At 59.5% G+C, this 22,078-nt stretch carries 21 protein-coding genes; 13 read left to right on the top strand and 8 right to left on the bottom strand.

Annotated features, from left to right (window positions below; all coding sequences use genetic code 11):
- Position 1: 1 nt before the first annotated feature.
- The 4 genes from HW450_RS09080 to HW450_RS09065 are packed head-to-tail and all read left to right on the top strand — an operon-like array spanning position 2 to position 3,524.
- Positions 2-832, top strand: coding sequence for a hypothetical protein (locus tag HW450_RS09080; protein ID WP_182385323.1), 831 nt, complete (start codon positions 2-4; stop codon positions 830-832).
- A complete protein-coding gene (locus tag HW450_RS09075) occupies positions 825-1,520 on the top strand; it encodes a hypothetical protein (protein ID WP_182385322.1) in 696 nt (231 codons plus the stop codon). Before HW450_RS09080 ends, HW450_RS09075 begins: the two co-directional genes overlap by 8 nt.
- Positions 1,517-2,059 carry a flavoprotein gene (locus tag HW450_RS09070; protein WP_182385321.1) on the top strand — a complete coding sequence of 181 codons (543 nt, stop codon included), beginning with the start codon at positions 1,517-1,519 and terminating at the stop codon, positions 2,057-2,059. The genes HW450_RS09075 and HW450_RS09070 overlap by 4 nt, the downstream gene beginning before the upstream one ends.
- Positions 2,052-3,524, top strand: a complete 1,473-nt coding sequence (locus HW450_RS09065; RefSeq protein WP_182385320.1) for a prolyl oligopeptidase family serine peptidase — start codon at positions 2,052-2,054, stop codon at positions 3,522-3,524. The genes HW450_RS09070 and HW450_RS09065 overlap by 8 nt, the downstream gene beginning before the upstream one ends.
- 52 nt (positions 3,525-3,576) lie before the next feature.
- Here the strand turns inward: HW450_RS09065 and HW450_RS09060 are convergent, their stop codons facing one another.
- Positions 3,577-3,804: a hypothetical protein gene (locus tag HW450_RS09060; protein ID WP_182385319.1), complete on the bottom strand. Its 228-nt coding sequence runs from the start codon at positions 3,802-3,804 to the stop codon at positions 3,577-3,579.
- Between the two features lie 242 nt (positions 3,805-4,046).
- Here HW450_RS09060 and HW450_RS09055 point away from each other — a divergent pair, with 242 nt between their 5' ends.
- From HW450_RS09055 to HW450_RS09040, 4 genes are read left to right on the top strand one after another with little or no spacing between them, the layout of a single operon-like run.
- On the top strand, positions 4,047-4,973 hold the full coding sequence (locus tag HW450_RS09055; RefSeq protein ID WP_182385318.1) for an ABC transporter ATP-binding protein: 927 nt from the start codon (positions 4,047-4,049) through the stop codon (positions 4,971-4,973).
- A 21-nt stretch (positions 4,974-4,994) separates the two neighbouring features.
- Entirely contained in the window at positions 4,995-5,855 is an 861-nt protein-coding gene (locus tag HW450_RS09050) for an ABC transporter permease (RefSeq protein ID WP_232843227.1), read from the top strand.
- A 31-nt stretch (positions 5,856-5,886) separates the two neighbouring features.
- Positions 5,887-7,023 carry a sensor histidine kinase gene (locus HW450_RS09045; protein WP_232843226.1) on the top strand — a complete coding sequence of 379 codons (1,137 nt, stop codon included), beginning with the start codon at positions 5,887-5,889 and terminating at the stop codon, positions 7,021-7,023.
- Positions 7,020-7,643, top strand: coding sequence for a response regulator transcription factor (locus HW450_RS09040; RefSeq protein WP_182385316.1), 624 nt, complete (start codon positions 7,020-7,022; stop codon positions 7,641-7,643). The genes HW450_RS09045 and HW450_RS09040 overlap by 4 nt, the downstream gene beginning before the upstream one ends.
- Here the strand turns inward: HW450_RS09040 and clpB are convergent.
- Positions 7,640-10,183 carry an ATP-dependent chaperone ClpB gene (clpB, locus tag HW450_RS09035; RefSeq protein ID WP_182385315.1) on the bottom strand — a complete coding sequence of 848 codons (2,544 nt, stop codon included), beginning with the start codon at positions 10,181-10,183 and terminating at the stop codon, positions 7,640-7,642. The two genes, HW450_RS09040 and clpB, sit on opposite strands and share 4 nt — an antisense overlap.
- Before the next feature lie 113 nt (positions 10,184-10,296).
- Here clpB and HW450_RS09030 point away from each other — a divergent pair, with 113 nt between their 5' ends.
- Positions 10,297-11,385 (top strand): NAD(P)-binding domain-containing protein, encoded by a 1,089-nt coding sequence (locus tag HW450_RS09030; protein WP_182385314.1) that lies wholly within the window; start codon positions 10,297-10,299, stop codon positions 11,383-11,385.
- Complete coding sequence (locus tag HW450_RS09025; protein ID WP_182385313.1) at positions 11,382-12,425, top strand: LLM class flavin-dependent oxidoreductase; 1,044 nt, start codon at positions 11,382-11,384, stop codon at positions 12,423-12,425. Before HW450_RS09030 ends, HW450_RS09025 begins: the two co-directional genes overlap by 4 nt.
- Here the strand turns inward: HW450_RS09025 and HW450_RS09020 are convergent.
- Positions 12,422-13,747 carry an MFS transporter gene (locus HW450_RS09020; protein ID WP_182385312.1) on the bottom strand — a complete coding sequence of 442 codons (1,326 nt, stop codon included), beginning with the start codon at positions 13,745-13,747 and terminating at the stop codon, positions 12,422-12,424. The genes HW450_RS09025 and HW450_RS09020 overlap by 4 nt on opposite strands.
- 28 nt (positions 13,748-13,775) lie before the next feature.
- On the opposite strand from HW450_RS09020, the gene HW450_RS09015 reads away from it, so the two are divergent.
- Positions 13,776-14,867 (top strand): 2-polyprenylphenol hydroxylase, encoded by a 1,092-nt coding sequence (locus tag HW450_RS09015; RefSeq protein ID WP_182385311.1) that lies wholly within the window; start codon positions 13,776-13,778, stop codon positions 14,865-14,867.
- On the opposite strand, the gene HW450_RS09010 is transcribed toward HW450_RS09015, so the two are convergent.
- Entirely contained in the window at positions 14,856-15,629 is a 774-nt protein-coding gene (locus HW450_RS09010) for a carbon-nitrogen hydrolase family protein (protein WP_182385310.1), read from the bottom strand. The genes HW450_RS09015 and HW450_RS09010 overlap by 12 nt on opposite strands.
- Positions 15,630-15,721: 92 nt before the next feature.
- Here HW450_RS09010 and HW450_RS09005 point away from each other — a divergent pair, with 92 nt between their 5' ends.
- Together HW450_RS09005 and HW450_RS09000 are read left to right on the top strand one after the other, a co-directional pair.
- Positions 15,722-15,955, top strand: a complete 234-nt coding sequence (locus tag HW450_RS09005) for a hypothetical protein (protein ID WP_182385309.1) — start codon at positions 15,722-15,724, stop codon at positions 15,953-15,955.
- Positions 15,942-17,117, top strand: coding sequence for an alpha/beta hydrolase (locus HW450_RS09000; protein ID WP_182385308.1), 1,176 nt, complete (start codon positions 15,942-15,944; stop codon positions 17,115-17,117). The genes HW450_RS09005 and HW450_RS09000 overlap by 14 nt, the downstream gene beginning before the upstream one ends.
- Here HW450_RS09000 and adhP read toward each other — a convergent pair.
- The 4 genes from adhP to dnaJ form a co-directional block, all read right to left on the bottom strand.
- On the bottom strand, positions 17,104-18,135 hold the full coding sequence (gene adhP / locus HW450_RS08995) for an alcohol dehydrogenase AdhP (protein WP_182385307.1): 1,032 nt from the start codon (positions 18,133-18,135) through the stop codon (positions 17,104-17,106). The two genes, HW450_RS09000 and adhP, sit on opposite strands and share 14 nt — an antisense overlap.
- Positions 18,136-18,152: 17 nt before the next feature.
- A complete protein-coding gene (gene exaC, locus HW450_RS08990; protein WP_182385306.1) occupies positions 18,153-19,673 on the bottom strand; it encodes an acetaldehyde dehydrogenase ExaC in 1,521 nt (506 codons plus the stop codon).
- An 803-nt stretch (positions 19,674-20,476) separates the two neighbouring features.
- Positions 20,477-20,878 (bottom strand): heat shock protein transcriptional repressor HspR, encoded by a 402-nt coding sequence (locus HW450_RS08985; RefSeq protein ID WP_182385305.1) that lies wholly within the window; start codon positions 20,876-20,878, stop codon positions 20,477-20,479.
- A gap of 12 nt (positions 20,879-20,890) precedes the next feature.
- Positions 20,891-22,051, bottom strand: coding sequence for a molecular chaperone DnaJ (dnaJ, locus tag HW450_RS08980; RefSeq protein ID WP_182385304.1), 1,161 nt, complete (start codon positions 22,049-22,051; stop codon positions 20,891-20,893).
- Positions 22,052-22,078 lie beyond the last annotated feature (27 nt).

Raw genomic sequence — 22,078 nt, 5'->3', positions numbered from 1 at the left:
GATGGCTACTGGTTCTCCCTGGGAAGCCCTGTGCACCAGCAGCTTCCAAAAAATTTCCCCGTCCGCATTCCGACGTCTTACATCCAAGACGGAAGTATCCGCCCCCGAGCTTCGCGCCTACATCTACTCCGACATTCACCTGCGAGGCTGCGAAAGCGCCGCCCTGTTCGCGGACCTGCCCACAGTGACGCAATTCGTGGACCTTGCGGCGCATACCGTGCACTCACCAGGCTGGGACTTGGTCGACGGCGAACTGCGCAAGGATGGCCAATTCACGCTGCGTCCCGACCAATTCCCTCACACCCCGACACCGAATGGGCAGTTCACAGTGGCCTTGCCTCGGCTGCGGGTCAATGCCCTCCCCGGATGGCTCGTAGTGGAATCGCTCGAGCCGCCTCGTCTCACCGCTGCGTGGCGCCTCTACCTGCCTGGCGTCTCCCTTCGCAGATTCTCAGCATTGGTCGATTTCATGGACAGGCAAACGCACCTGCCTCGGTGGTCCATGAAGACCACCCTCGGCCAGAGTAGAGACCTCCGCCTCATCCCGCGACCTGACGCCACGGTCATCTACTTCGACCCCGCTCAAATCAGGTCCGGTGCCCTCGGCGCGCTTGTCGACGCCATCAGTGCCTTCACCCCAGGAGGACACGGCCCCGGCTTCTCAATGCAACTGACCGAATCGGTATGGATAGGTGGCCCTGGTATCAACGCCCACACCAGTTTCGGAGCTGGACTATCTGCGGTGGCCGCGCAATGCCTAGTCAGGAACGATTTCAACGAGCTCCACCAGCGCGAAAATGCATTCCGAAACGAGGTGGACTCCCTTGTCTAACAACGCGTTCACCTTCGTATTCACCCACAGATCCACCGATGCGGTTCCGGTGTTAACTGACGTGCAACCCACCAACCGGGCGTTCCCCATCCAAGAGGGCCCGGCACTGCGGACACTGTATCCGGAGCCAAAGCTTCGGGAATCACAACTGATCTTTGAACAGGTCCCAGACGAGCTCTCGCTGGGTCAGCGCCTACTCGCCGAGCCCGAGTCCACCGAGTCTCTGGCAGCCCTCAGGAACCTGGTGTGGGGTGGCCCCTGGGAGACCGCCCCCACACCCGGGGATTCTTCCACCGCCGAGACTGTCCTGACGCCAAGCTCAGCTTGGGACAGACGAGTTGGGCTGGGCAGTGCGTTCCTAGATCCCTCATCGGCTGGTGCCCTAACAGTACTCGCCTGGGGCGCAGACGGGTTTTCTAACGGCCGGGAACGGATTTGGGCCGAGCTTCAGCTCTTCATCCAATTGCTGGCGGAGCACAAGGCGGCGAACACCACCGGCCTGCGGGATGTCGCCGACGATATCGCAAGCGACTTCCCCCTCGCTGCAGACGCCGTTCGCGCAACCTGGAATTCGCACCTGCTACGCACCGCAGCACTCAACCCCGGCATGCTGTCTGCCCACCACGACGCCGTGGCCAAGGCCAGCACCTCACTGCAGTCACTCAACTACCGGAAGGTCACGTCATGAAACTTGGTCTTTTCATCACCGGCGGCGTTGCCGCCTCGCTCATGCCAGGATGGCTGCTATATTTACGCACTGTGCAAGAGTGGGACATCGAGGTAGCACTCACCCACACTGCACAGTCCTTTGTCAGCGTCGCCGCGCTAGAGGCCATCAATGGTAAACCGGTAGCGCTGGATACCGCCTGGCTCACCAAAGGAACAGCCCAGCACAAGACGCTCAGCGCGGGACTCGATGCGATTGCGATTTGTCCGGCATCATTCAACACCTGCGGGAAGCTGAGCTCAGGAATCGCCGATGACATCGTGAGCGCCACTGCGGCGTTCGCGCATTGCCCGGTGATCGTTTTCCCCGCCTTTTCCGCTGAGGACGTCGGTGCGCGACGGGAGGTCGTCCTGCGCAGAATGGAGGAGATGGGATACCGAGTTTCCCGCGCAACCTTCCCCGCGGTCGAGGTCGCCGATGGCGGTACCAAGACTGGGCAGGGCTTCCCCACTATTGACAAGTTCATTGCCGTGATCAACCAGGAGGTTGCCGGTGCCTAGGCTCGCTCCTCATCTGGAGGCCACATTCCAAGAAGTGCTGGCGTCTCCCGAGCTCATCGAATGCATTCCGGCGGACGCGATAATCCAACAAATCTCGGAGATCGAGGCCGGAATCGCGCTGAGCTACCTCGACGGCGAGCGTTTCCACTTCGCTCACTTCTCCGCAGCTCGCGGTTTCCGAGCTGCGCCGTCCCAACCGCTCATCGGGGAGTTTCAGCTAAGCGCCGACCACGTAGCATTCCTGGATCTCGCTGGCAGGATCTCGATTCTGTGCCTAGCCGATTGGACGCTTGCGCAATTTCCACTTTCCACAACCGATTTCAATTTCTCCGCTAACTCTCGCTTCCTCATCGCACGCACTCCCACCGGCACTGTTGTCGTCGACATCGCTGCGAACACCACTCACCCCTACTCAGGGATCCACTTCCTTGACTGCGATGCCACCGGCCGGCCCTGCGCACCGTTGGACACCGCTAGCCACGACTGCCCAGGTGAGACAACACACCCGGCGCAGTTTCGTCGCTGCGTGACGTGGCAGGGCAGCCGCTACGCCGTGTTCCACAGCATCACCGGGACTATCATTTGTGCCACGAACAGTTCGGGCCACCGCCACGTCACCCCACTTCCCCACCTCTGGTTCGTCGGGGAGCTCGTGAACAACGGCGAGCTGCGGTTCAGCTTTCGCTGCGGACATCATGAGACTAACCTCAGCGCCACCGATCTAGCAGGCACCTCTGAAATTCCTCAAGCACCGTTTGTCACATCAACACTGTATGCGGGCACACAGGAGGTCCCGGTCACCGTCTTCTCCCACCCCCACGATCTCCGGGACACCATCGTGCTGACCGTTCACGGCGGCTTCGGCGCCCCGTTACTGCCATTTTCCTCGCTTCCAGTCACTCAAAATCTCACACTGGCATTCGCCCACGTCCGAGGGGGCGGTGAGCTCGGGGCCGACTGGGCCTTAAAAGGGCGGGGCGAAAATAAACCCAATGCGCTATGTGACCTCGCCACCGCTGCCAAGCTGCTTCGACAACGTGGCTATCAAAGAATCATCCTATCCGGGGCCTCGCACGGAGGATGGCTGGCTCTCGTCACCGGCCTGCGAAACCCGGAATTGGTCGATGGGGTGAGCGCCACCTGTCCGATCGTGGACCTACCGCGATATTTAGCCACCGAGCTGGGCCAAAAGCATCGTGTAGAATTCCCCGCAGATCCTACGGGGATGGACCCGGCCACATTGGTGTGCGAGGCGCAGCCAAGCGACACGGATTTGCTGCTGGTTGTCGGGGACAAGGATTCCATTGTCCAAGACCAAGACTTCGATTCCTTCTGCGCGCGTTGGAAGCGCACGCAGGGCACGGCAGTGCTGCTTCGTCACCGTGGGGGGCACTATGCCCCGCCCAGTGGGGAGATTGATGCGCTGGAGGAGCGATTAGTCCGATTTGTCTCGGGCCGAGACTAAGCAGACAAAGGCGCCTGCCATGAATTCATAGCAGGCGCCGAGGCATTCAAAACTACCGTTGGGTGGTAACCTTCGCGGGGTTCAGAAGTCGGTAAACCAACCGTCCTGCCGCGTACACGGCCAGCACACCCACCAGGACAAGCACGAGAGTGCCGTTGGCGGAACTGGTCGCCAGGAACGCGACAATGACCAGAACAGCCACCGTCAGGAAAAACACGGCGACCTCGCGCTGAACGGTCGGCGCTGGAGTCAACCGAAGCATGTCTTCAATAATGTTCATGAAAATTCCTCCTCTTAGGGTTCGCCTAACTCTTACGCTTTCCACTGTGCCGAAATCGGCAGCCGCTCCCTAGTGCCAAAAGTATGCAGTTCACATGAGCTTTATCATTCGCGACAAGAAGGAATTTCCCACCGCCACGCTGCTCGTTTTGACAAATGTCATGCCAACCTCGTGAGCACTGGCAGGCAAGCCGGTGATTTATCCCCGTAGCTAATTGACCACGGCATTGCCAGCATGGAGGCATGAACCAACCAACCTGCCAAGACACAATTGTCCAAGTCAGTGACCTCACCCGCAGCTACGGAAAGGGGGCAGAGGCATTCCAGGCAGTCAAGGGGCTCAACTTCCACGTCTGTCGCGGGGAGGTCTTCGGACTTCTCGGCACTAACGGCGCTGGGAAAACCTCCACCCTTGAAATCCTGGAAGGCTTGGCCCCCGCAACCTCGGGCGTCGTAAAGGTCTTTGGACACAACCCATTTGTCAACAGAGCTGTCGTTCGCCCCAAGATGGGCATCATGCTCCAGTCGGGTGGGCTTCCCAGGCAGCTCACGGTGCGGGAGACCATCAAGATGTGGCAAGGGACCTGCTCGAACCCACGTGACCCCGAGCAGGTCCTCACGGACGTCGAGCTATTGCACCGTCTAAACGTCCGGGTGGGTGTCCTCTCCGGTGGTGAACAGCGCCGACTGGACCTCGGATGCGCTCTACTCGGCAATCCAGAATTGCTATTCCTTGACGAGCCGACCACAGGACTAGATCCAGAATCTCGTAGAAACGTGTGGAGGCTTCTCCTCCGACTCAAGAAGCAGGGCGTCACAATGATCCTGACCACCCACTATTTGGAAGAAGCCGAGCTGTTGTGCGATCGCATAGCAATCATGGATGGAGGAGCCGTTGCCCGAGAAGGAACTCTTTCCGAACTGGTAAACACAGTTTCTGCGGAGATTACGGTGACCAGCTCCGACACACCGCCCCGGCTTCCTGGCACAACTATCATGACCGAGCAAAATCGCCACATAATTTCAACTAAGCAACTACCCCAAGACACTTTCGCTGTTTTGGAGTGGGCACATAAAAACCATCTTGATTTGGATGATTTTTCCGCCCGACCAGCCTCCCTGGAAAAAGTGTTTATGAGCATTGCGGACCACAAGGAACACACAAACTAGCCACAAAGGATCGTAAACAAGATGGAACTCGCCACCTTCCAACGTGCCTCTGCCGTTATCGAATTCGTTAATGAATCCCTGCATCCTCGAAACTCAAGCTGGCACCGGTACTGGGCTTTGGCTATGGCCGAAATTCGGCAATATTTGCGTAACAAGACCCTGTTGTTCATGGCATTGGTATTCCCCATCGGGGTGGGCCTGCTAATGCTATTCATGGGATCAGCTGGCCAGCCTGCGGCCGCGCCCGTTCGCACCGCAATCTCGATGGAGGTCTTTTCCCTCATCACCTTGATGTTTGTCCAATTCTATTCCGTGCTCTCCATGACCACCACTCGTCGCGACGAGCGGGTACTCAAGAGACTGCGTACTGGTGAAGCTCGAAACGCAGAGATTCTTGTCGCGCTCGCCACACCAGGGGCGATCATGTCTCTCGTGCTGACTGCGCTGATGTCTGCCATCCTCATTTTCTACACAGGCATCGTCCCGTGTACGGGCATTCTACTAGTCCTCATCGCGCTGCTGGGGATCGTTATATCGACCTCATTAGCCTTGCTCACCAGCTCCATCACTGCCAATGCTGAGGCTGCTCAGATGACATCTCTGCCAGTCATGGTGCTGGCAATGCTCTCACAGTCGCCGCTACGTTCGGCGCTTCCTCAGCAAATCCAGGATCCGTTAGCTCGAACTCCGTTCGCACTGCTCGGTGACCTCACCTTCATCGAATGGACAGGTCAAACGTATATTGCTGCCGCTGCCACTGGCGACGAGGGATTCTCAGCAACAATCTCTACCGCGACAAACCCGATGATTCTGTTGCTGGTGTGGAGCATCGCCCTCCTGTGGGCGGCGTATCGCTATATGAAGTGGGAAACCAACCGCTGACCCGCAACGACACTCGATGTACCCTGGCACCATGACTACGCTGGGAAGGCTCGTTGAGATGACAGAGACGGACAAATTCTCTGCTTACGTCCGTTTTTCAATGCACGCAGCGTTGGTGGCATTCGCCATCCTAAGTTTTCGGCCAGCACTGGAAGAGCCTGTTTCACTCGAGTCGGGAACTGCCATTTTCATCGCTCTAGCGAACGGCGTTTTGGCAGCGTTTGTCATCGAACGATCCCCGGTTCTATCAGATGTCACTAAGACTCCTAAAGGCCTAAACGCTGCAGCGCTAACAATAAATCTAGCTTGTTGGCTCGTCACCGTACTGGTTTTTGCCACGAATCGTTCAGTGCAATCATCAGGTCTTTCACTGTTCTTGCTCAGCAGTTTCGCATTCGCGTTAACGATCCACCTCCCACATTCGTATTTGATCACGCTCGCTTTGAGCGCAGTTACAGCCGCACTAGTCGAACACCCCACCTTCGCGCATCCTGTTTTCGTCGTTGTCTTCTGCCTCCTGTTGGTTTGGGGGAGCAAAACAACTGTTTGGTCAGCAAAGGTAGTGAAAGAGCTATGCAGGACAAGAAATCTCGAGTCTCAGTTGCGGGTACACGAGGAGCGGCTACGGTTCGCTCAAGAGTTGCATGACAGCCTGGGACAGCATTTGGCCGCGATGTCCCTCAAGCTTCAACTAGCGATTGCGCTTTATGAAAGAGACAGAGACAAGGTCAAAGGCGAAATGCGAGAACTCGAACATCTAGTTCGGCTTATGCGCGAAGATCTGCGTCAAGTTGTAACCGGATATCGCAATCTAAGTCCCAGTGCAGAATTGAAAACTGCGATCCAGCTCTTGGAAGAGGCTAGAGTCTCAGTGCTAGTAGCGGGGAACTCACAGGCCATCCCTGAGAAGTCTCGACAGGTCGCAGCCTGGTTCATCCGTGAAGCAACGACGAATGTAATTAAGCACTCTACTGCTAGCACCGTAAGCTTCGCTTTTTCAACGGACGGGGTGACCATAGTCAACGACGGCGCTGACCAAGATGTTGGGGCCCTTGGGGGGATGCAAGTCCTCCAAGATCGAGCTCAGAAAATCGGCGGAGCAATCACTTTGACTCACGATGCCGACATCTTTACCGCGTCTCTTACTTGGAAGGACAACATCAAGTGATCACTCTTGCAATTGTCGATGATGAGAAGCTCATCGCTTCCTCGCTTACTACGCTCCTGAGCCTTGAGGAGGATCTGGAAGTGTCGGCCACTTTTTCCAGTGCTGAAGATGCCATAGCTTGGTGGAAACGAGCTTTAACGTTACAAGAACCAATCCCAGATGTTTTGGTTACTGATCTGCAGCTGGGAGGTAGCGATGGCATCGACCTTGCCAACGAAATTGGGCAAGTCAGCCCCAACACTGCCATCGTTGTTGTCACAAGTCATTCTCGCCCGCTCCAGCTCAAACGAGCCCTGACCAACGGAGTTCAAGGGTTCCTTCCGAAAACCGCAACTGCTGAAGAATTCGCCACAGCCATACGCGCTGTGCACGCGGGAAAAAGCTTCATAGACCAGCAACTCGCAGCGATGACTATTACAGCTGGGGAAAGCCCCTTGACAGATCGCGAGGCCGAGGTAATCGAAGCCGCAGGTAAAGGAGGATCGATTGAACAGATAGCCAAAGAAGTGTTCCTGGCCACCGGGACTACGAGGAATTACCTTTCTTCGGCAATGGCGAAACTCGGGGCGCAAAACCGCTTTGAAGCGTTTCTGCGGGCCCGAGAATCTGGATGGATCTAGCTGGAAAGCTCCAACCCTTCCCCGCCTTCTGCAACTGATACATGGACAGTGTCACCGTCCACAATCTCACCTGCCAGCAGCTTCTTAGCCAGCTGGTCGCCGATGGCCTGCTGGATCAGGCGGCGCAGTGGGCGCGCGCCGTAGGCGGGGTCGTAGCCGCGCTCCCCGAGCCATAGCTTGGCCTCGTCGGAAACCGACAAGGTCAAACGCCGCGCTGCGAGACGCGAGGCCAGGAATCCAATCTGGATATCGACGATGGACACCAGCTGTTCCGCGGACAGCGCATCGAAGATCACGACGTCGTCCAGGCGGTTGACGAACTCCGGTTTGAAGGCGTGCTTGACCGCGTCCATCATCTGCTCGCGGGTTCCGCCAGCCCCCAGGTTGGACGTGAGGATCAGCAAGGTGTTGCGGAAATCGACGGTGCGGCCCTGACCGTCGGTAAGCCTGCCTTCGTCGAGGACCTGCAGCAGAATGTCGAACACGTCAGGGTGCGCTTTCTCTACCTCGTCGAAGAGCACGACGGTGTAGGGGCGACGTCGGACTGCCTCGGTAAGCTGCCCGCCCTGGTCGTAGCCGACGTATCCCGGAGGGGCACCGACGAGGCGTGCGACGGAGTGCTTTTCGCCGTATTCGGACATGTCGATGCGGACCATGGCGCGTTCGTCGTCGAAGAGGAACTCCGCGAGGGCCTTGGCCAGCTCCGTCTTACCCACGCCGGTGGGGCCGAGGAAGAGGAAGGAGCCGGTAGGGCGGTTCGGGTCAGCGACGCCGGCACGCGCGCGACGCACCGCATCGGACACGGCTTCCACTGCAGAAAGCTGCCCCACCACTCGTTTGCCCAGCTCTGCTTCCATGTTCAGCAGCTTCTCGGTTTCGCCCTGCATCATCTTGCCAGCGGGAATGCCGGTCCATGCGGAAACGACATCAGCGATGGTGTCTGGGGTGACTTCCTCAGTAACCATGGAGGCATTCACTGCGGATTCGGCTGCTGCAACTTCCTTCTCCAGCTCTGGGATGCGGCCGTAGCGCAGCTCAGCCACCTTGCCCAGATCACCTTCGCGTTCCGCGCGCTCGGATTCGGTGCGCAGGCGGTCAAGTTCTTCCTTGGCCGTGCGGACACGGTCAATGGAGGACTTTTCGTTCTGCCAGCGGGCCTTGAGCTCGCCGAGCTTTTCTTTTTCGTCGGCTAGTTCTTGGCGCAGCTTCTCCAGACGAATCTTTGACGCGGCGTCAGATTCCTTCTGCAACGCCATTTCCTCTACTTCGAGGCGGCGGACGATGCGTTCCAGGGCGTCGATTTCCTGGGGCGAGGAGTCGATCTCCATGCGCAGGCGTGAGGCCGCCTCGTCGACGAGGTCGATGGCCTTGTCCGGCAGGAAGCGGGAGGTGATGTAGCGGTCGGAGAGCGTTGCGGCGGCAACCAATGCGGAGTCCTGGATGCGGACACCGTGGTGGACTTCGTAACGTTCCTTCAGGCCACGCAGGATACCGATGGCGTCTTCAACGGAAGGCTCGCCAACATAGACCTGCTGGAAGCGGCGTTCCAGCGCGGCATCCTTCTCGATGTACTTGCGGTATTCCTCCAACGTGGTGGCACCGACCAGGCGCAGCTCGCCACGGGCCAGCAGTGGCTTAATCATGTTGCCTGCGTCCATAGCGGAGTCGGCGCCGGCACCCGCGCCAACAATAGTGTGCAGCTCATCAATGAAGGTGATGATCTGACCCTCGGCAGCCTTAATCTCATCGAGCACGGCCTTGAGGCGCTCTTCAAACTCACCGCGGTACTTCGCGCCCGCAACCATAGAGCCAAGATCGAGCGACAGCAGCGTTTTACCCTGCAGAGACTCGGGCACGTCACCAGCGACGATGCGGCGAGCCAGCCCCTCGACGATGGCAGTCTTACCGACGCCCGGTTCACCAATCAGCACCGGGTTATTTTTCGTACGCCTGGATAGCACCTGAACCACACGTCGAATTTCCTCATCCCGGCCGATGACCGGGTCGATCTTGCCCTCGCGGGCAAGCTTGGTCAGGTCCGTAGAGTACTTCTCCAGGGCCTGGAACTGGCCCTCTGGATCCTGGGAAGTAACCTTCTGGGATCCGCGGACGGCGGTAAAGGCGTTCTTAATCACCTCGTAGGTGGCGCCCCGAGACTTCAAGATGTCGGCGGCGTCGGAGTTTCCTCGCGCGATGGCTGCGAGAAGGACTTCGGTGGAGACGTATTCGTCGCCAAGTTCGCCTGCGAGCTCCTGGGCGTCGGTAAGCACGCTGAGCGCCTCGCGGTTAAACTGCGGGTTCGCTAGGTTGCTGCCGCTGGCAGATGGGTAGCCGTCGACCTTGGCCTTGGCTTCTTTGAGTACCTGGGACGGGTCTACGCCCGCTGCCTGTAGGACCGGGGCGGCAATGCCGTCGGCCTGTTCCAGAATCGCTACTAGCAGGTGAGCTGGGCGAATGTCTGGATTTCCGTTAGTTGAGGATAGCTGCAGTGCGGTCTGCAGGGCCTCGGATGTTTTAGTAGTTGGGTTGAATGAACTCATGTTTTTCCTCTCTTTCTACTAGTAGTAACGCACGAGAGGTTGAGTCTGTTCCACTCAACTAGAAAAAAGTTGATATTTCTTGACTCAACTTTATTTTCCGCTAGACTGTTGACATGTCACATTTGAGGGTTGTCGTTATCGGCGCAGGTCAAGCTGGTCTTGCTGCCGGCCAACAGCTCGCCCATCGTGGCCTCATCCCCGGGACCGATTTCCTCATCCTCGATGCTAACTCCGGCCCCGGCGGTGCCTGGCGCCACCGCTGGGACTCCCTCACCCTCGGCGCCGCCCACCATATCGCCGACCTCCCCGGCATGGCTGCCCCGCTTGCCGACGACCACACCCCCGCATCAGTCGCCGTAGCACGCTACTACGAAGCCTACGAGCAACAATTCAACCTTCATGTGCGACGCCCAGTGAAGGTCACGTCGGTGACCATGCCCGACAACTTCCACCTGTCACTCTCAGACGGCACCGAACTCACGGCGGACGTGGTTATTTCCGCAACCGGGACCTGGGATTCACCGTTCATCCCCTACGTTCCCGGCATCGACGCCTTCCAGGGCCGACAGCTGCACACCCGCGACTTTAAGAATGCAACAGACTTCGCAGGCCAACGGACCCTCGTTGTCGGAGGTGGTTTGTCTGCAATTCAATTCCTCCTTCAGCTGGAGAAGGTCACGGACACAGTGTGGACCACCAGGCGCCCACCCGAATGGCGCCGCGAGGGCATTTCTCCCGAATGGGGACGCACCGTGGAAAACCGTGTCCGCTCCCATGTCTTCGCAGGTGAACCGCCCCGTTCGGTGGTTGCCAGCACGGGTATCCCGGCGCGCCCGGAGTATCGCGCTGGGGTGGAACGAGGCCTGCTTATCTCACGAGGAATGATCAGCCATATCTCCCCCACCGCGGTCACGTTTCAGGGCTCCGACTCGCCCGCAGCCTACGGCTGGGATCCCTTCCCTGCCGGGACGGAGGTTGAGGTGGACACGATCTTCTGGAACACGGGTTTCCGGCATTCCCTCAACCACCTTGCCCCGCTGCAGTTACGTAACTCGCGGGGCGGAATCGACATGATCGATGAGGTCACTCCTTTGAGGAATCCCCGCCTACTGCTGGCTGGCTACGGCTCTACTGCATCCACGGTGGGCGCCACTCGAGCAGGTCGACTAGCAGCGAAACGAGCAATAGGAGAATTACAGTGAAGTACTTCGGGTTTTTGAGTTTTGGACACTACTCATCGGGAGGCCAACAGGGGCCGTCGGCAAGCGACATGATGCGGATCCATCTTGACCTGGCACAGGCTGCGGATGAGATTGGGGTGAATGTCGCGTCGTTCCGCGTGCATCACTTCGTGCCACAGGCGGCCGCGCCGATGCCGCTCTTAGGCGCAATCGCCGGAGCCACCAAGCGGATTGAGGTCGGCACCGGCGTGATTGATATGCGTTACGAAAATCCGCTGTACCTGGCAGAAGAGGCTGCTGCCCTTGATCAGCTCTCGGGTGGACGAGTCGCGCTTGGCCTGTCCCGTGGTGCCCCGGAGGTAGCAACCCGCGGCTGGGAAGCTTTCGGCTACCGCAGTCAAAAGCCCGATGGTTCTGATCTAGCGCGCGCTCACTTCGAGAAGTTCCTCGCTGCGATTGACGGCGGACCGATGGCTGAGGCCGCACCGCTCGAACAGCAATACCCGCGCATGTTTCAGCCAGGCACCCCGTTGCCAGTCTTTCCCCATTCACAGGGTCTGCGCCGGCGGATTTACTGGGGTTCCGGCACCCACCGCACGGCAGAGCAGGCGGCTCGAGACGGGGTGAATTTGATGTCGTCCACTTTGGTTTCGGAAACCAACCATGACACTCTCGGGGCAATTCAGGCAGAACAGATTCAGCGCTACCGGGCGACCTGGCAGGAAGCTGGCCACGGCTGGGAACCACGTGTATCCATCTCTCGGTCGATCTTCCCGCTGGTCAGCCCCGCTGACCACGAGTTATTCGGGCGGCAAGCAACAAGTGTTGACCAGGTTGGTTACCTTCCTGAGGCAGGAAAAGCTACCTTTGGTCGCAGCTATGCCGCGGAACCCGACGTTCTCATCGAGCAACTGCAACAAGACCCGGCTATCAAAGAAGCTGATACCTTGCTCCTTACTCTCCCCACCGGGATGGGCGCGGACGTCAACATTGGTATTTTGCAGAATTTCGCGGAACACGTGGCACCGGCCTTGGGGTGGCAGCCAAACACAGCAAGCTAGCTCAGTTCGCTGCCCTTAAACTCTGGCAGGGCGAACGCCGCCACCGCCGCCGTGCCGAAAGCGACAGCGAACAGAACAAATAACCCATCGGCCCCCACAGACGCAAGGACAGGTGGCACCATCAATGGCGCGATGATCGAGGCGATCCGACCGAAACCCGCCGCGGCTCCGGTACCCGCGGCCCTGATGTTCGTCGGATACAGCTCCGGCCCCACCGCGTAGAGCGCACCCCAAGCACCGAGATTGAAGAAGGACAGCAAGCAGCCAGCAGTGATGATCTGCCACTGCTCACTGGACATCCCGAACAGCCACGCCGCGACCGCGGACCCCACGAGAAAAGCAGCAAGCGTTTTACGACGCCCCCAGTTCTCAATGAGCACCGCAGCTACCGCGTAGCCCGGCAGCTGCGCCAGCGTGATGATAAGCGTGAAACTGAAGGATTTCACCAGCGTGAAACCCTGTGAGTGCAGCAGCGATGGGATCCAAATGAAGGCACCGTAGTAGGAGAAATTGACGCAGAACCAGATGATCCACAGCGCGGTGGTGCGGCCACGCACCGAAGGATCCCAGATGTGGTGGGCGGTGACCTTCGTTGTCCGTGCAGGTGGGGCTGGTCGAATGGCGAACGCCTGTGGCGATGCTTCGAAGGATGCCACTACTTTTTCGGCTTCGTCGTGCCGGTTTTTGGATTCCAGGAACCGGACCGATTCGGGCAGCCCCATGCGCACGATCAGGGAGTACAGGGCTGGGATGCAGCCCAGCGCGAGCGCCCACCGCCAACCATTTGGGGAACTGGCGACCACAAACGTACCGATCACCGCCGCGAGGATCCACCCCACCGCCCAGAAGGCTTCCAGCAACACCACCATGCGCCCCCGCACGGCCCGCGGAGAAAACTCCGAGATCAGGGTGGATGCCACCGGCAGTTCCGCGCCGAGCCCCAGGCCGACAAAGAACCGCAGGATCATGAGTAGCGCGAGTGACCCGGCGAGGGCGGACGCGCCCGTCGCTACGCCGTAGACCAGCAGCGTCAGCGCAAATACTTGCCGACGCCCAAACTTGTCGGCCAGCAACCCGCCCAAGGTAGCCCCGAGCGCCATACCGATAAATCCGACGGATCCCAGCCACGATACCTCGGTCTTAGACAGATCCCACTCCACCACCAGCGCAGCCATGATGAACGAGATCAGTCCGACGTCCATCGCATCCAGCGCCCACCCGATCCCGGATACACCCAACAGTCGGGCGTGCTTCCGGGTGATCGGCAGCTCTTCCAGCCGATCAGTGCGGGTTCGTGGCAAAGCGCCAGAAAAATTGTCCATGCCAAGATATTAACGGCACAATGGGAGCATGCCTTCCCTCGTCTCCCGTGAACTTTCCGCCAACGCAGCGGAGTTTCGTGAGCGTGTGCTCGGTGGGCTCTACCAAAAGCATCCCGAAACGCGACTGTGGTTTCCCGCGCATGCTGAGGACGCCCACACGCATCTCGTCTTTGCGCTCACGTTCCTGCTGGATAGCGACCCAGACGAAGCACTAGTGGCTAACTTGGCACGTGAGCACCGAGCTTTCGGACTCACTTCCGATATTGCCCGTTCGGGCATCTCCATCATCCAGGACGCGATCCATCACTTCTGCACCGAACTACCCTATTCTGAGGTACACGAAGCAGATCAACGCCTGCAGTGGTTAGCCGAAATCCTCTGCACAACCCTTGACGCCACCCCCGCGCCCGGCTGGGGGAAGGTGGTGGAAGTGCAGCGCCGCGCCCGACGCATCACCGTGGTTCGACTCGAATGCCCGGAGCCGCCCCGCTATCTTCCAGGCCAGTACCTTGGGGTATCCTCCCCACTTATCCAAGGCTATTGGCCTCGCCTGGCCCCGGCCATGCCGTATAACGATGCTGGCCTCATCGAGTTTCACCTCGACCACTCCCCTGCGCTGGAAGGCCTCGCTGTTTCTCAACCAGGCGACGAGTGGTTCTTCGGCCCGGCCCACGGCAACCTGCAGCTGTCGGGGGAATCCGACGCACTGCTTATTTCCCATGGCACCGGCCTCGCTCCCTTGAGGGCTCTCATCCTCGATGCGTTCACCACCGGCAAGCATCGCCGCACCCACCTTTACTATGGGGCAGAATACCCGGGGGAATTGTATGAGCTTGCGGGACTGTGGCAGTTGGCTGCTGCCGCGCCGTGGTTGTCGGTGACACCGGTCGTCGAAAAGCCTGCGGACGCGTGGTGGGTGGGTGCCACCGAGCACTCCCGCGCGCCACGCGGGCTCCACCTGCAGCAAGAAGGCAAGTTGGAGGACGTGGTGACCGCCTGGGGCGCGTGGGGCGACCGTGAGGTACTGATCGCCGGGCCGCGCGAGTGGGCGCAGCGGATGCGAAACGCCATGCTCACCGCAGGCACCCCCGCAGACAATATTCAGGTGCTAGGCCTGTAACACCGGCAGCGCTGCCCGCGCCTTATCGACGTCATCCAGCTCAACCTCAACCAGCACGATTTCCTCGTCAAAACCGGCCTCCACCAGGCGCTTCCCCGTGGGACTGATGAGTGCGGAGTGGCCAATTCCTGTCGGATCGCCCTCCTTTGGGTTCTCTGGCTGAGCCTGCCCCACTGCCACCACGTAACTGGTGGAGTCGAGGGCGCGAGCGTTGGTGAGCAGGCGCCACTGCCGGAGCTTGTCGTCCCCATTCGCCCAGGACGCGGATACTACGATCAGCTTGGCGCCCCGGCGTGCGAGCGCTTTGAATTGTTCCGGGAACCGGATGTCGTAGCAGGTGGCGAAGCCCAGATCACCCCAGGTCACCAGCTCAGTACCCGGCGCGACGGTGTCGGATTCCCGGTAGCCGAAGGCGTCAAAGGTGTGGAGCTTGTCGTAACGTTTCGTTTCCGCACCATTGGTGATAATCATGGTGTTGTACACCCGATTGAATTTGCCCTGTTTATCTGCAGGGGTGAACATACCGGCGACGATGGTGACGCCTAGCTGCTTCGCCAGCTCAGTCAGGGCGCTGCCGAACTGGCCATCCAGTGGCTCAGCTGCTTCATCGAGCCGGCCACTCTGGAAAGCTTTCATTGCCGCTTCGGGAAAAACGAGCAGTTCAGCGCCTTGTCCGGCGGCTTCCCGCGCTTTTTCTTCCATGCGGGCCAAATTCTCCAGCTTATCGCCGGTGGACAGCATCTGGATAAGTGCGATCTTCATGCCACCCCACTTTATGTGGATAACGGGTAGTTATCCACAAGTAGTACGGCTGAGGCTGCATCACTTTGTGCCGAATATGCCATTCTCCTCTCATGAAACTCATCTCTCGCCCCAACCGCCCTGCTACTCTCCCCCGGGATTTTCCGCAGCTTCCCGCCGGTACGCACACCAGCGCAGCTCTGAGAGCTGCCACCGAACGCTGGAGTGACAACTCCAGCTCCACCACGGCAGCGCTCCATGATTCCCACCGTCGCCTCGTCGCCACCATTAACCAGCTGCGAAGCGCTGACCAGCGATTCTCGGAGCAGGTCAATGCTGCCTATTAGATCCGCCGAGCTTTACGACGCCGCCGGGCGCCTCGATACCTTATCCACCAAGCAAGCCCATGCCCTCCGTGCCTCCACCGACGCATGGGATACCTTCCTCGTAGCAGGCAACTCCGCCGATTTCATCACCGCGGCAGCAAAGTCCGATCGCGCCCTTATGAGGGCGCACGCGGGCACCATCACCGAAATGTCAGCGGTATCCCGTGTACTCCATTCCGCAGCGGACACCGTTCGCGACATCGAAATTGATTTAGATTCCCTGATCAGGTCCACCGACGCCGCCACCCAGTCCTCCCCCACCATGGACGCATTACTTCGCGAGCTCCGCTCACTCGGGTCCTCCATCGATCGTGCTTGCGCAGCGGAAATCAACCGGATCTGCGGCGTTGAAGCACGGCATGGGCCTGATCTGACCCATTATGCGGATGCGTCATTGCCGGAGATACATGAATCCGTGCTAGCCACGGCGTCACCGGAGGTCAGAGCACTCGCGGAGCAGTTTCCGGATGCCAGGCTGTTGCCGTCGGCAAGCGGCGTGGTGGTGGCGTTCGGTGACCTTGACACTGCGCCTTCGGTGACCACCGTCGTCCCCGGGGTGGGGTCTGGTGACCCGGCGGGGTGGGCTGGCTATGCGGCACGTACCCAACAGATTGCCCAGATCACCGGCGGGGCGGGCGTACTGTGGATCGGCTACCAACCGCCGAAAAACCTCATCACCGCCACCGGCACAGCGCCAGCAGCGGCGGGAGCGGCGGACCTGAGGGAGTTTCAAGCAGAGCTCTCCCGGCGCAGCGCCCGGGTGGGAAACGAGCCGCACCGGGTGGTGGTCGCGCACTCCTACGGCAGTGTCGTCGCAGGTTATGCGGCACAAGGGCGAGGTTTGGTGGCTGATTCCCTGGTGTTGTTGGGCAGTCCAGGAGTCGGGGTTAGTCACGCCACCGCACTGAATCTTCGTTCGGATAAACCGCAGGTCATTGCAGCGACATCACCCGCGGACCCGATTGGGCTCGCGGTGACATCTCGGGCGGGCGTGCATGGCCCAGACCCGGCCGACCCAGCGTTCGGCGCGGACCGCACCTGGGCAATCCAGGGCGGTCACTCAAACTACTGGTCGGACGCCGAGTTTCACCGGCAGCTCCAGGAGCTGGTTAGACGTAGTTGATGGCCATGCGACCGTCGATCTTGCCGCTGCGCATATCCTCAAACACGTTGTTGATATCGCCCAGCTTGCACTCCGTCACGCGCGGCTTGATGAGGCCACGGGCGTAGAAGTCGAGGGCCTCTGCCAAGTCCTGGCGGGTGCCCACCAGGGAACCACGGATGGTGAGCCCCTTGAACACGATCTCGAAGATCGGCGCTGGGAACTCTCCCGGCGGCAAACCGTTGAAGACGATCGTGCCGCCCTTGCGGGCCATGCCGATTGCCTGGCCGAAGGCCTGCGGGTGCACAGCCGTGACTAGGATGCCGTGCGCACCACCATCGGTGTAGGTGTTCACAGCTGTGACCGGATCCACTTCTTTCGCATTTACCGTGAACTCGGCGCCCAACTCCTTCGCCAGGGTGAGTTTTTCATCGGAAATGTCCACCGCAATGACTCGCATACCCAGCGCTTTGGCGTACTGCACTGCGATATGACCGAGGCCACCGATGCCGGAGATCACCATGAACTGACCGGGGCGAGTATCCGAGACCTTCAGGCCCTTGTACACCGTGACGCCGGCGCACAGGATCGGCGCGACCTCCACCGGGTCCGAGCCAGCCGGGATACGCGCGCAGTAGCGGGTATCTACCAGCATGTATTGGCCGAAGGAACCATCGACGGTGTAACCACCGTATTCAGCGCTGTTACACAGGGTTTCCCAGCCTGCGATGCAGTGCTCGCAGGTGCCGCATGCGGACCAGAGCCACACGTTGCCCACCATGTCGCCAACGGCAACATCGTGATCGCCTGGCCCCAGCTCCACCACTTCTCCCACGCCCTCGTGGCCGGGGACAAACGGCGGTTCCGGTTTCACTGGCCAGTCGCCTTCTGCAGCGTGCAGATCGGTGTGGCACACGCCGCTGGCAAGCAGCTTGACCAGGGCTTGGTGTGGGCCGGGCTGTGGCAGGTTGACGTCGGTAAGCTCCAGCGTCGGGCCAAACTTTTCGACGACCGCTGCCTCGAACTTCTCGGTGCTCATTGTTACTCCTTATGTCATCAGAACAGTCCCGTTGGCCGCTCGTCGTAGGACACGAGCATGCACTTGGTCTGCTGGTAGTGGGACATCATCATGAGGTGATTCTCACGGCCGATACCGGACTGCTTGTAGCCGCCGAATGCAGCGTGAGCTGGGTAATTGTGGTAGTTGTTCACCCAAACGCGACCGGCTTCGATCGCGCGACCGGCGCGGTATGCCTGGTTTCCGTTACGGCTCCACACACCGGCTCCGAGACCGTAGATGGTGTCGTTGGCGATCTCCATGGCTTCTTCGAAGGTCTTGAAGGTGGTCACCGCCAGGACCGGGCCGAAGATTTCTTCCCGGAAGCACTGCATGGAGTTGTCACCCTTGAAGATGGTCGGCTGGATGTAGTAGCCGCCCTCCAGGCCCTCGATCTTGTTCACGCCACCACCCGTGAGGGTTTCCGCACCCTCGGCTGGGCCGGACTTGAGGTAGCTGGTGATCTTGTCCATCTGCTCCTGGGAAGCCTGGGCGCCCATTTGGACGTCTGTGTCCAGCGGGTTGCCGAACTTCAGGGACTCGACCTTCTTCACGGCGCGCTTCAGGAACTCTTCCGCGATGTCCTCGTGGATGAGGGCGCGGGACGGGCAGGTGCACACCTCGCCCTGGTTGAGGGCGAACATCGCCAGGCCTTCCACGCACTTGTCCAGGAACTCGTCGTCCTTGTCCATCACATCTGGGAAGAAGATGGACGGGGACTTGCCGCCGAGCTCGAGGGTGACCGGGATGATCTTGTCAGACACCGCCGAGTGGATAATCTTGCCCACCTCGGTGGAACCGGTGAAGGCAATCTTTGCCACCCGGTCGCTCGCAGTCAGGGCCGCGCCAGCCTCCGCACCAAGGCCGTTCACCACGTTGAGCACGCCTTCTGGCAACAGGTCCTGAACAAGTTCGATGAAGTACAAAATCGAGGCTGGGGTCTGCTCCGCGGGCTTGAGCACGATGCAGTTACCACCAGCGAGTGCCGGCGCGATCTTCCACGCTGCCATGAGCAGTGGGAAGTTCCACGGAATGATCTGGCCCACCACGCCGATCGGCTCTTGGAAGTGGTACGCCACGGTGTTGTCGTCGATCTGCGACATGCGCCCCTCCTGGGTGCGCACCACGGAGGCGAAGTAGCGGAAGTGGTCGACAGCCAACGGCACGTCCGCCGCAAGAGTTTCACGAACAGCCTTACCGTTGTCCCAGGTTTCTGCGACAGCGAGCTGCTCCAGGTTTTCCTCCATGCGATCAGCGATAGCGTTGAGCACCGCCGCGCGCTTGGCTGGGCTGGCCTTACCCCACTTAGCCTTCGCAGCGTGCGCAGCATCAAGAGCGAGATCGATGTCCGCAGCGTCGGAACGTGGCACCTGACAGAACACTTCGCCGTTGACCGGAGAAAGGTTATCCATGTACTTGCCTGCTACCGGAGGGACCCACTGGCCACCGATGAAGTTGTCGTAGCGGTCCTTGAATTGGACGATGGAGCCTTCGGTTCCGGGATTTGCATAAACAGTCATGTGACCCTCTTTTCGTTTTCAGTAGTGAACTTGCTGAATTGCCCACCACACTAACAGCAGATTTTGTGTCCCGAGTCACATTAAAGATATTTGCAAAGAAGTTAATCCATTAACGCTGGATATGAGCATTTTGCAAATTTAGTTAACTTTGTTGAAGCTGGCCGCAAAGGGTGCCCGACGGTCGTTTCCCCATAGCGCCGACCGTTTTCATTACGGGTTAAAGTCAAGTTCTACCCACCCATTTAGACAAACCCCTGAGGGTGCCGAATGGTTTGTGCATTGGCCTCGACATTACGCCCCCGACAATGCTCCAAAAATGGGTCCGCAAGCCCGAACTTCGGGAGGGTAATGTCGGGGAGATTGCTGTAAAGCCTTGACTTGAATTCATTAGCACACTTGTTGAGGCCGATGAGGCGATTGAAGATTGCTGTGACAATGGCCACTATGGCGCCTCACGCCAATCATTTGACGGTCTCTGCTAGGCCGCAGCCCCCGACATTACGCCCCCGACAATGCTCCAAAAATGGGTCCGCAAGCCCGAACTTCGGGAGGGTAATGTCGGGGCCGTAATGTCGGGGCCAACGCGCAAAAACGCAACACCGCCCGAAACCCGGGAAGCATTCCCCGGATCTCGGAGCAAATAGCAGACTTGCAGCCTGATTTCGGCGCCGCAAGGCCCGAAACCCGGGTTTCACTTCCCGGGTTTTCCACCAAAACACCCAAAAACCCACCACCAACACACCCCAGAAACCCGCACACAAAAATCCCTGCCCCATTCGAATGGGGCAGGGATTGTGAAAAGGCTAGCTCTTGCGACGCCGTCGCGGTTCCCACATCACTACTGCGGTTGATCGTGGGACGTGGACGAGCTCACCATGGGAGCGGCGCCGTGACGCAGTCTCCTTGGCTTCAGCTAGTTCGCTGCGCAGTTGCTCGTTTTCCGCTTTCAGGCGTTCGTTTTGTTGGGTCAGTTCAATGATTGATTTGATTCCCGCGAGGTTCACACCTTCCTCTTGGGAGAGGCGCTGGATTTCACGGAGGAGGTCTACGTCTCGGCGTGAATAGCGCCGTCCGCCCCCGCGGGTGCGCTGGGGGATCACCAAGCCCAATCGGTCGTATGTCCTTAGGGTTTGGGCATGCATCCCAGCGAGCTCCGCGGCAACGGAGATCACGAAGACCTCGCTTTCTTGCCCTCGGCTACTCATGGGGATACCTCCTTATTCCAGTCCGGCCCAGCCAGCGCGCGGGTCATATCCTGCGTCCTTCTCGGCTTGCAGGTAGGTACGCAGCGCGGAAGTTTCTGCAGCTCCCATGTTCTTCGGGATCTGCACTTCAACTTTCACCAGCAAGTCGCCCGCGACTCCCGAGGGCCGGTGCACTCCTCGGCCGCGCACACGTAGAACGCGGCCGGATGGTGTCCCGGCTGGGATTTTGACCTTTACGGCGTCGTCAAGCGTCGGCACCGTGATGGCACCTCCCAGCGCCAGCTCACCGAAGCTCACTGGCACGGTGACCTGGATGTCGTCGCCAGAACGGGTGAAGACCTTATCCGGGCGGACCGTCACATTAACGAACAGGTCACCTGCAGGTTTGCCGTTCGGCCCTGCTTCGCCTTGTCCAGCGAGGCGCACCTTCTTGCCGTCCTCTACGCCCGCTGGGATGCGGACGGTGATGGAGCGGGTCCGCCGGGCGGTGCCTGTGCCGTTGCAGGTAGGGCACGGGTCGGTAATGATCCGGCCGGTGCCACCACACTTGGTGCATGGTGCAGAAAATCCGAAGGCACCCCGGTTTTCCGAGGTAAACCCGGTTCCGTTGCAGTCACCGCATACGGAGGGGTTTCCGCTGCGGGATCCGGAACCGTGGCAGTCAGTGCACGGAGCTTCTCCGGTTAGCTGGATGGGAAGTGTGGTCCCTTTCGCCGCTTCGCGGAATTCCAGGGTGATGGAGGTTTCCACGTCAGCGCCCCGCGTCGGCGCAGCTGACTGGCGGCTATGGCCACCGCGGTTGAAAAAGCCACTGAAGATATCCCCAAAGCCACCGTCGCCAGTAAATCTGCCGTCTCGGAAAACGTTCTCGAACCCGCCGGATTCTTGAAACCCTCCCGGAAAGCCGGGACCTCCGAAACCGCCGAACCCGCCGGACTTCAGCATGGCTTTCAGCTCGTCGTATTCTTTGCGTTTCTTTTCGTCACCGAGGACGTCGTATGCCTCGGCGACTTTCTTGAAGCGCTCTTCCGCAGCCTTGTCACCTGGATGCTTATCTGGGTGATTGTCACGTGCTAGCTGGCGGTAAGCCTTCTTAATCTCTGCCGCTGATGCAGACGAGGAGACCCCCAAGTCCGCATAGTAATCTTTCTCCGCCCATTCGCGTTGCGTCATTGGGCATCTCCTCCTTTCTGCTGTTCT

The sequence above is a fragment of the Corynebacterium hindlerae genome (assembly GCF_014117265.1).
Taxonomy (GTDB): domain Bacteria; phylum Actinomycetota; class Actinomycetes; order Mycobacteriales; family Mycobacteriaceae; genus Corynebacterium; species Corynebacterium hindlerae.
This window is presented reverse-complemented; position numbering and strand designations above follow the sequence as displayed.

Bases quoted from the DNA above. Each gene is read 5' to 3' on its own strand.
- HW450_RS09045 (WP_232843226.1), top strand. From the start codon at position 5,887: ATGACTACGCTGGGAAGGCTCGTTGAGATGACAGAGACGGACAAATTC.
- HW450_RS09020 (WP_182385312.1), bottom strand. From the start codon at position 13,747: ATGGACAATTTTTCTGGCGCTTTGCCACGAACCCGCACTGATCGGCTG.
- HW450_RS09060 (WP_182385319.1), bottom strand. From the start codon at position 3,804: ATGAACATTATTGAAGACATGCTTCGGTTGACTCCAGCGCCGACCGTT.
- HW450_RS09005 (WP_182385309.1), top strand. From the start codon at position 15,722: ATGAAACTCATCTCTCGCCCCAACCGCCCTGCTACTCTCCCCCGGGAT.
- adhP (WP_182385307.1), bottom strand. From the start codon at position 18,135: ATGAGCACCGAGAAGTTCGAGGCAGCGGTCGTCGAAAAGTTTGGCCCG.
- HW450_RS09055 (WP_182385318.1), top strand. From the start codon at position 4,047: ATGAACCAACCAACCTGCCAAGACACAATTGTCCAAGTCAGTGACCTC.
- HW450_RS09080 (WP_182385323.1), top strand. From the start codon at position 2: ATGGCTACTGGTTCTCCCTGGGAAGCCCTGTGCACCAGCAGCTTCCAA.
- HW450_RS09000 (WP_182385308.1), top strand. From the start codon at position 15,942: ATGCTGCCTATTAGATCCGCCGAGCTTTACGACGCCGCCGGGCGCCTC.
- clpB (WP_182385315.1), bottom strand. From the start codon at position 10,183: ATGAGTTCATTCAACCCAACTACTAAAACATCCGAGGCCCTGCAGACC.
- HW450_RS09070 (WP_182385321.1), top strand. From the start codon at position 1,517: ATGAAACTTGGTCTTTTCATCACCGGCGGCGTTGCCGCCTCGCTCATG.
- HW450_RS09015 (WP_182385311.1), top strand. From the start codon at position 13,776: ATGCCTTCCCTCGTCTCCCGTGAACTTTCCGCCAACGCAGCGGAGTTT.
- HW450_RS09010 (WP_182385310.1), bottom strand. From the start codon at position 15,629: ATGAAGATCGCACTTATCCAGATGCTGTCCACCGGCGATAAGCTGGAG.
- HW450_RS08985 (WP_182385305.1), bottom strand. From the start codon at position 20,878: ATGAGTAGCCGAGGGCAAGAAAGCGAGGTCTTCGTGATCTCCGTTGCC.
- dnaJ (WP_182385304.1), bottom strand. From the start codon at position 22,051: ATGACGCAACGCGAATGGGCGGAGAAAGATTACTATGCGGACTTGGGG.
- exaC (WP_182385306.1), bottom strand. From the start codon at position 19,673: ATGACTGTTTATGCAAATCCCGGAACCGAAGGCTCCATCGTCCAATTC.
- HW450_RS09050 (WP_232843227.1), top strand. From the start codon at position 4,995: ATGGAACTCGCCACCTTCCAACGTGCCTCTGCCGTTATCGAATTCGTT.
- HW450_RS09030 (WP_182385314.1), top strand. From the start codon at position 10,297: ATGTCACATTTGAGGGTTGTCGTTATCGGCGCAGGTCAAGCTGGTCTT.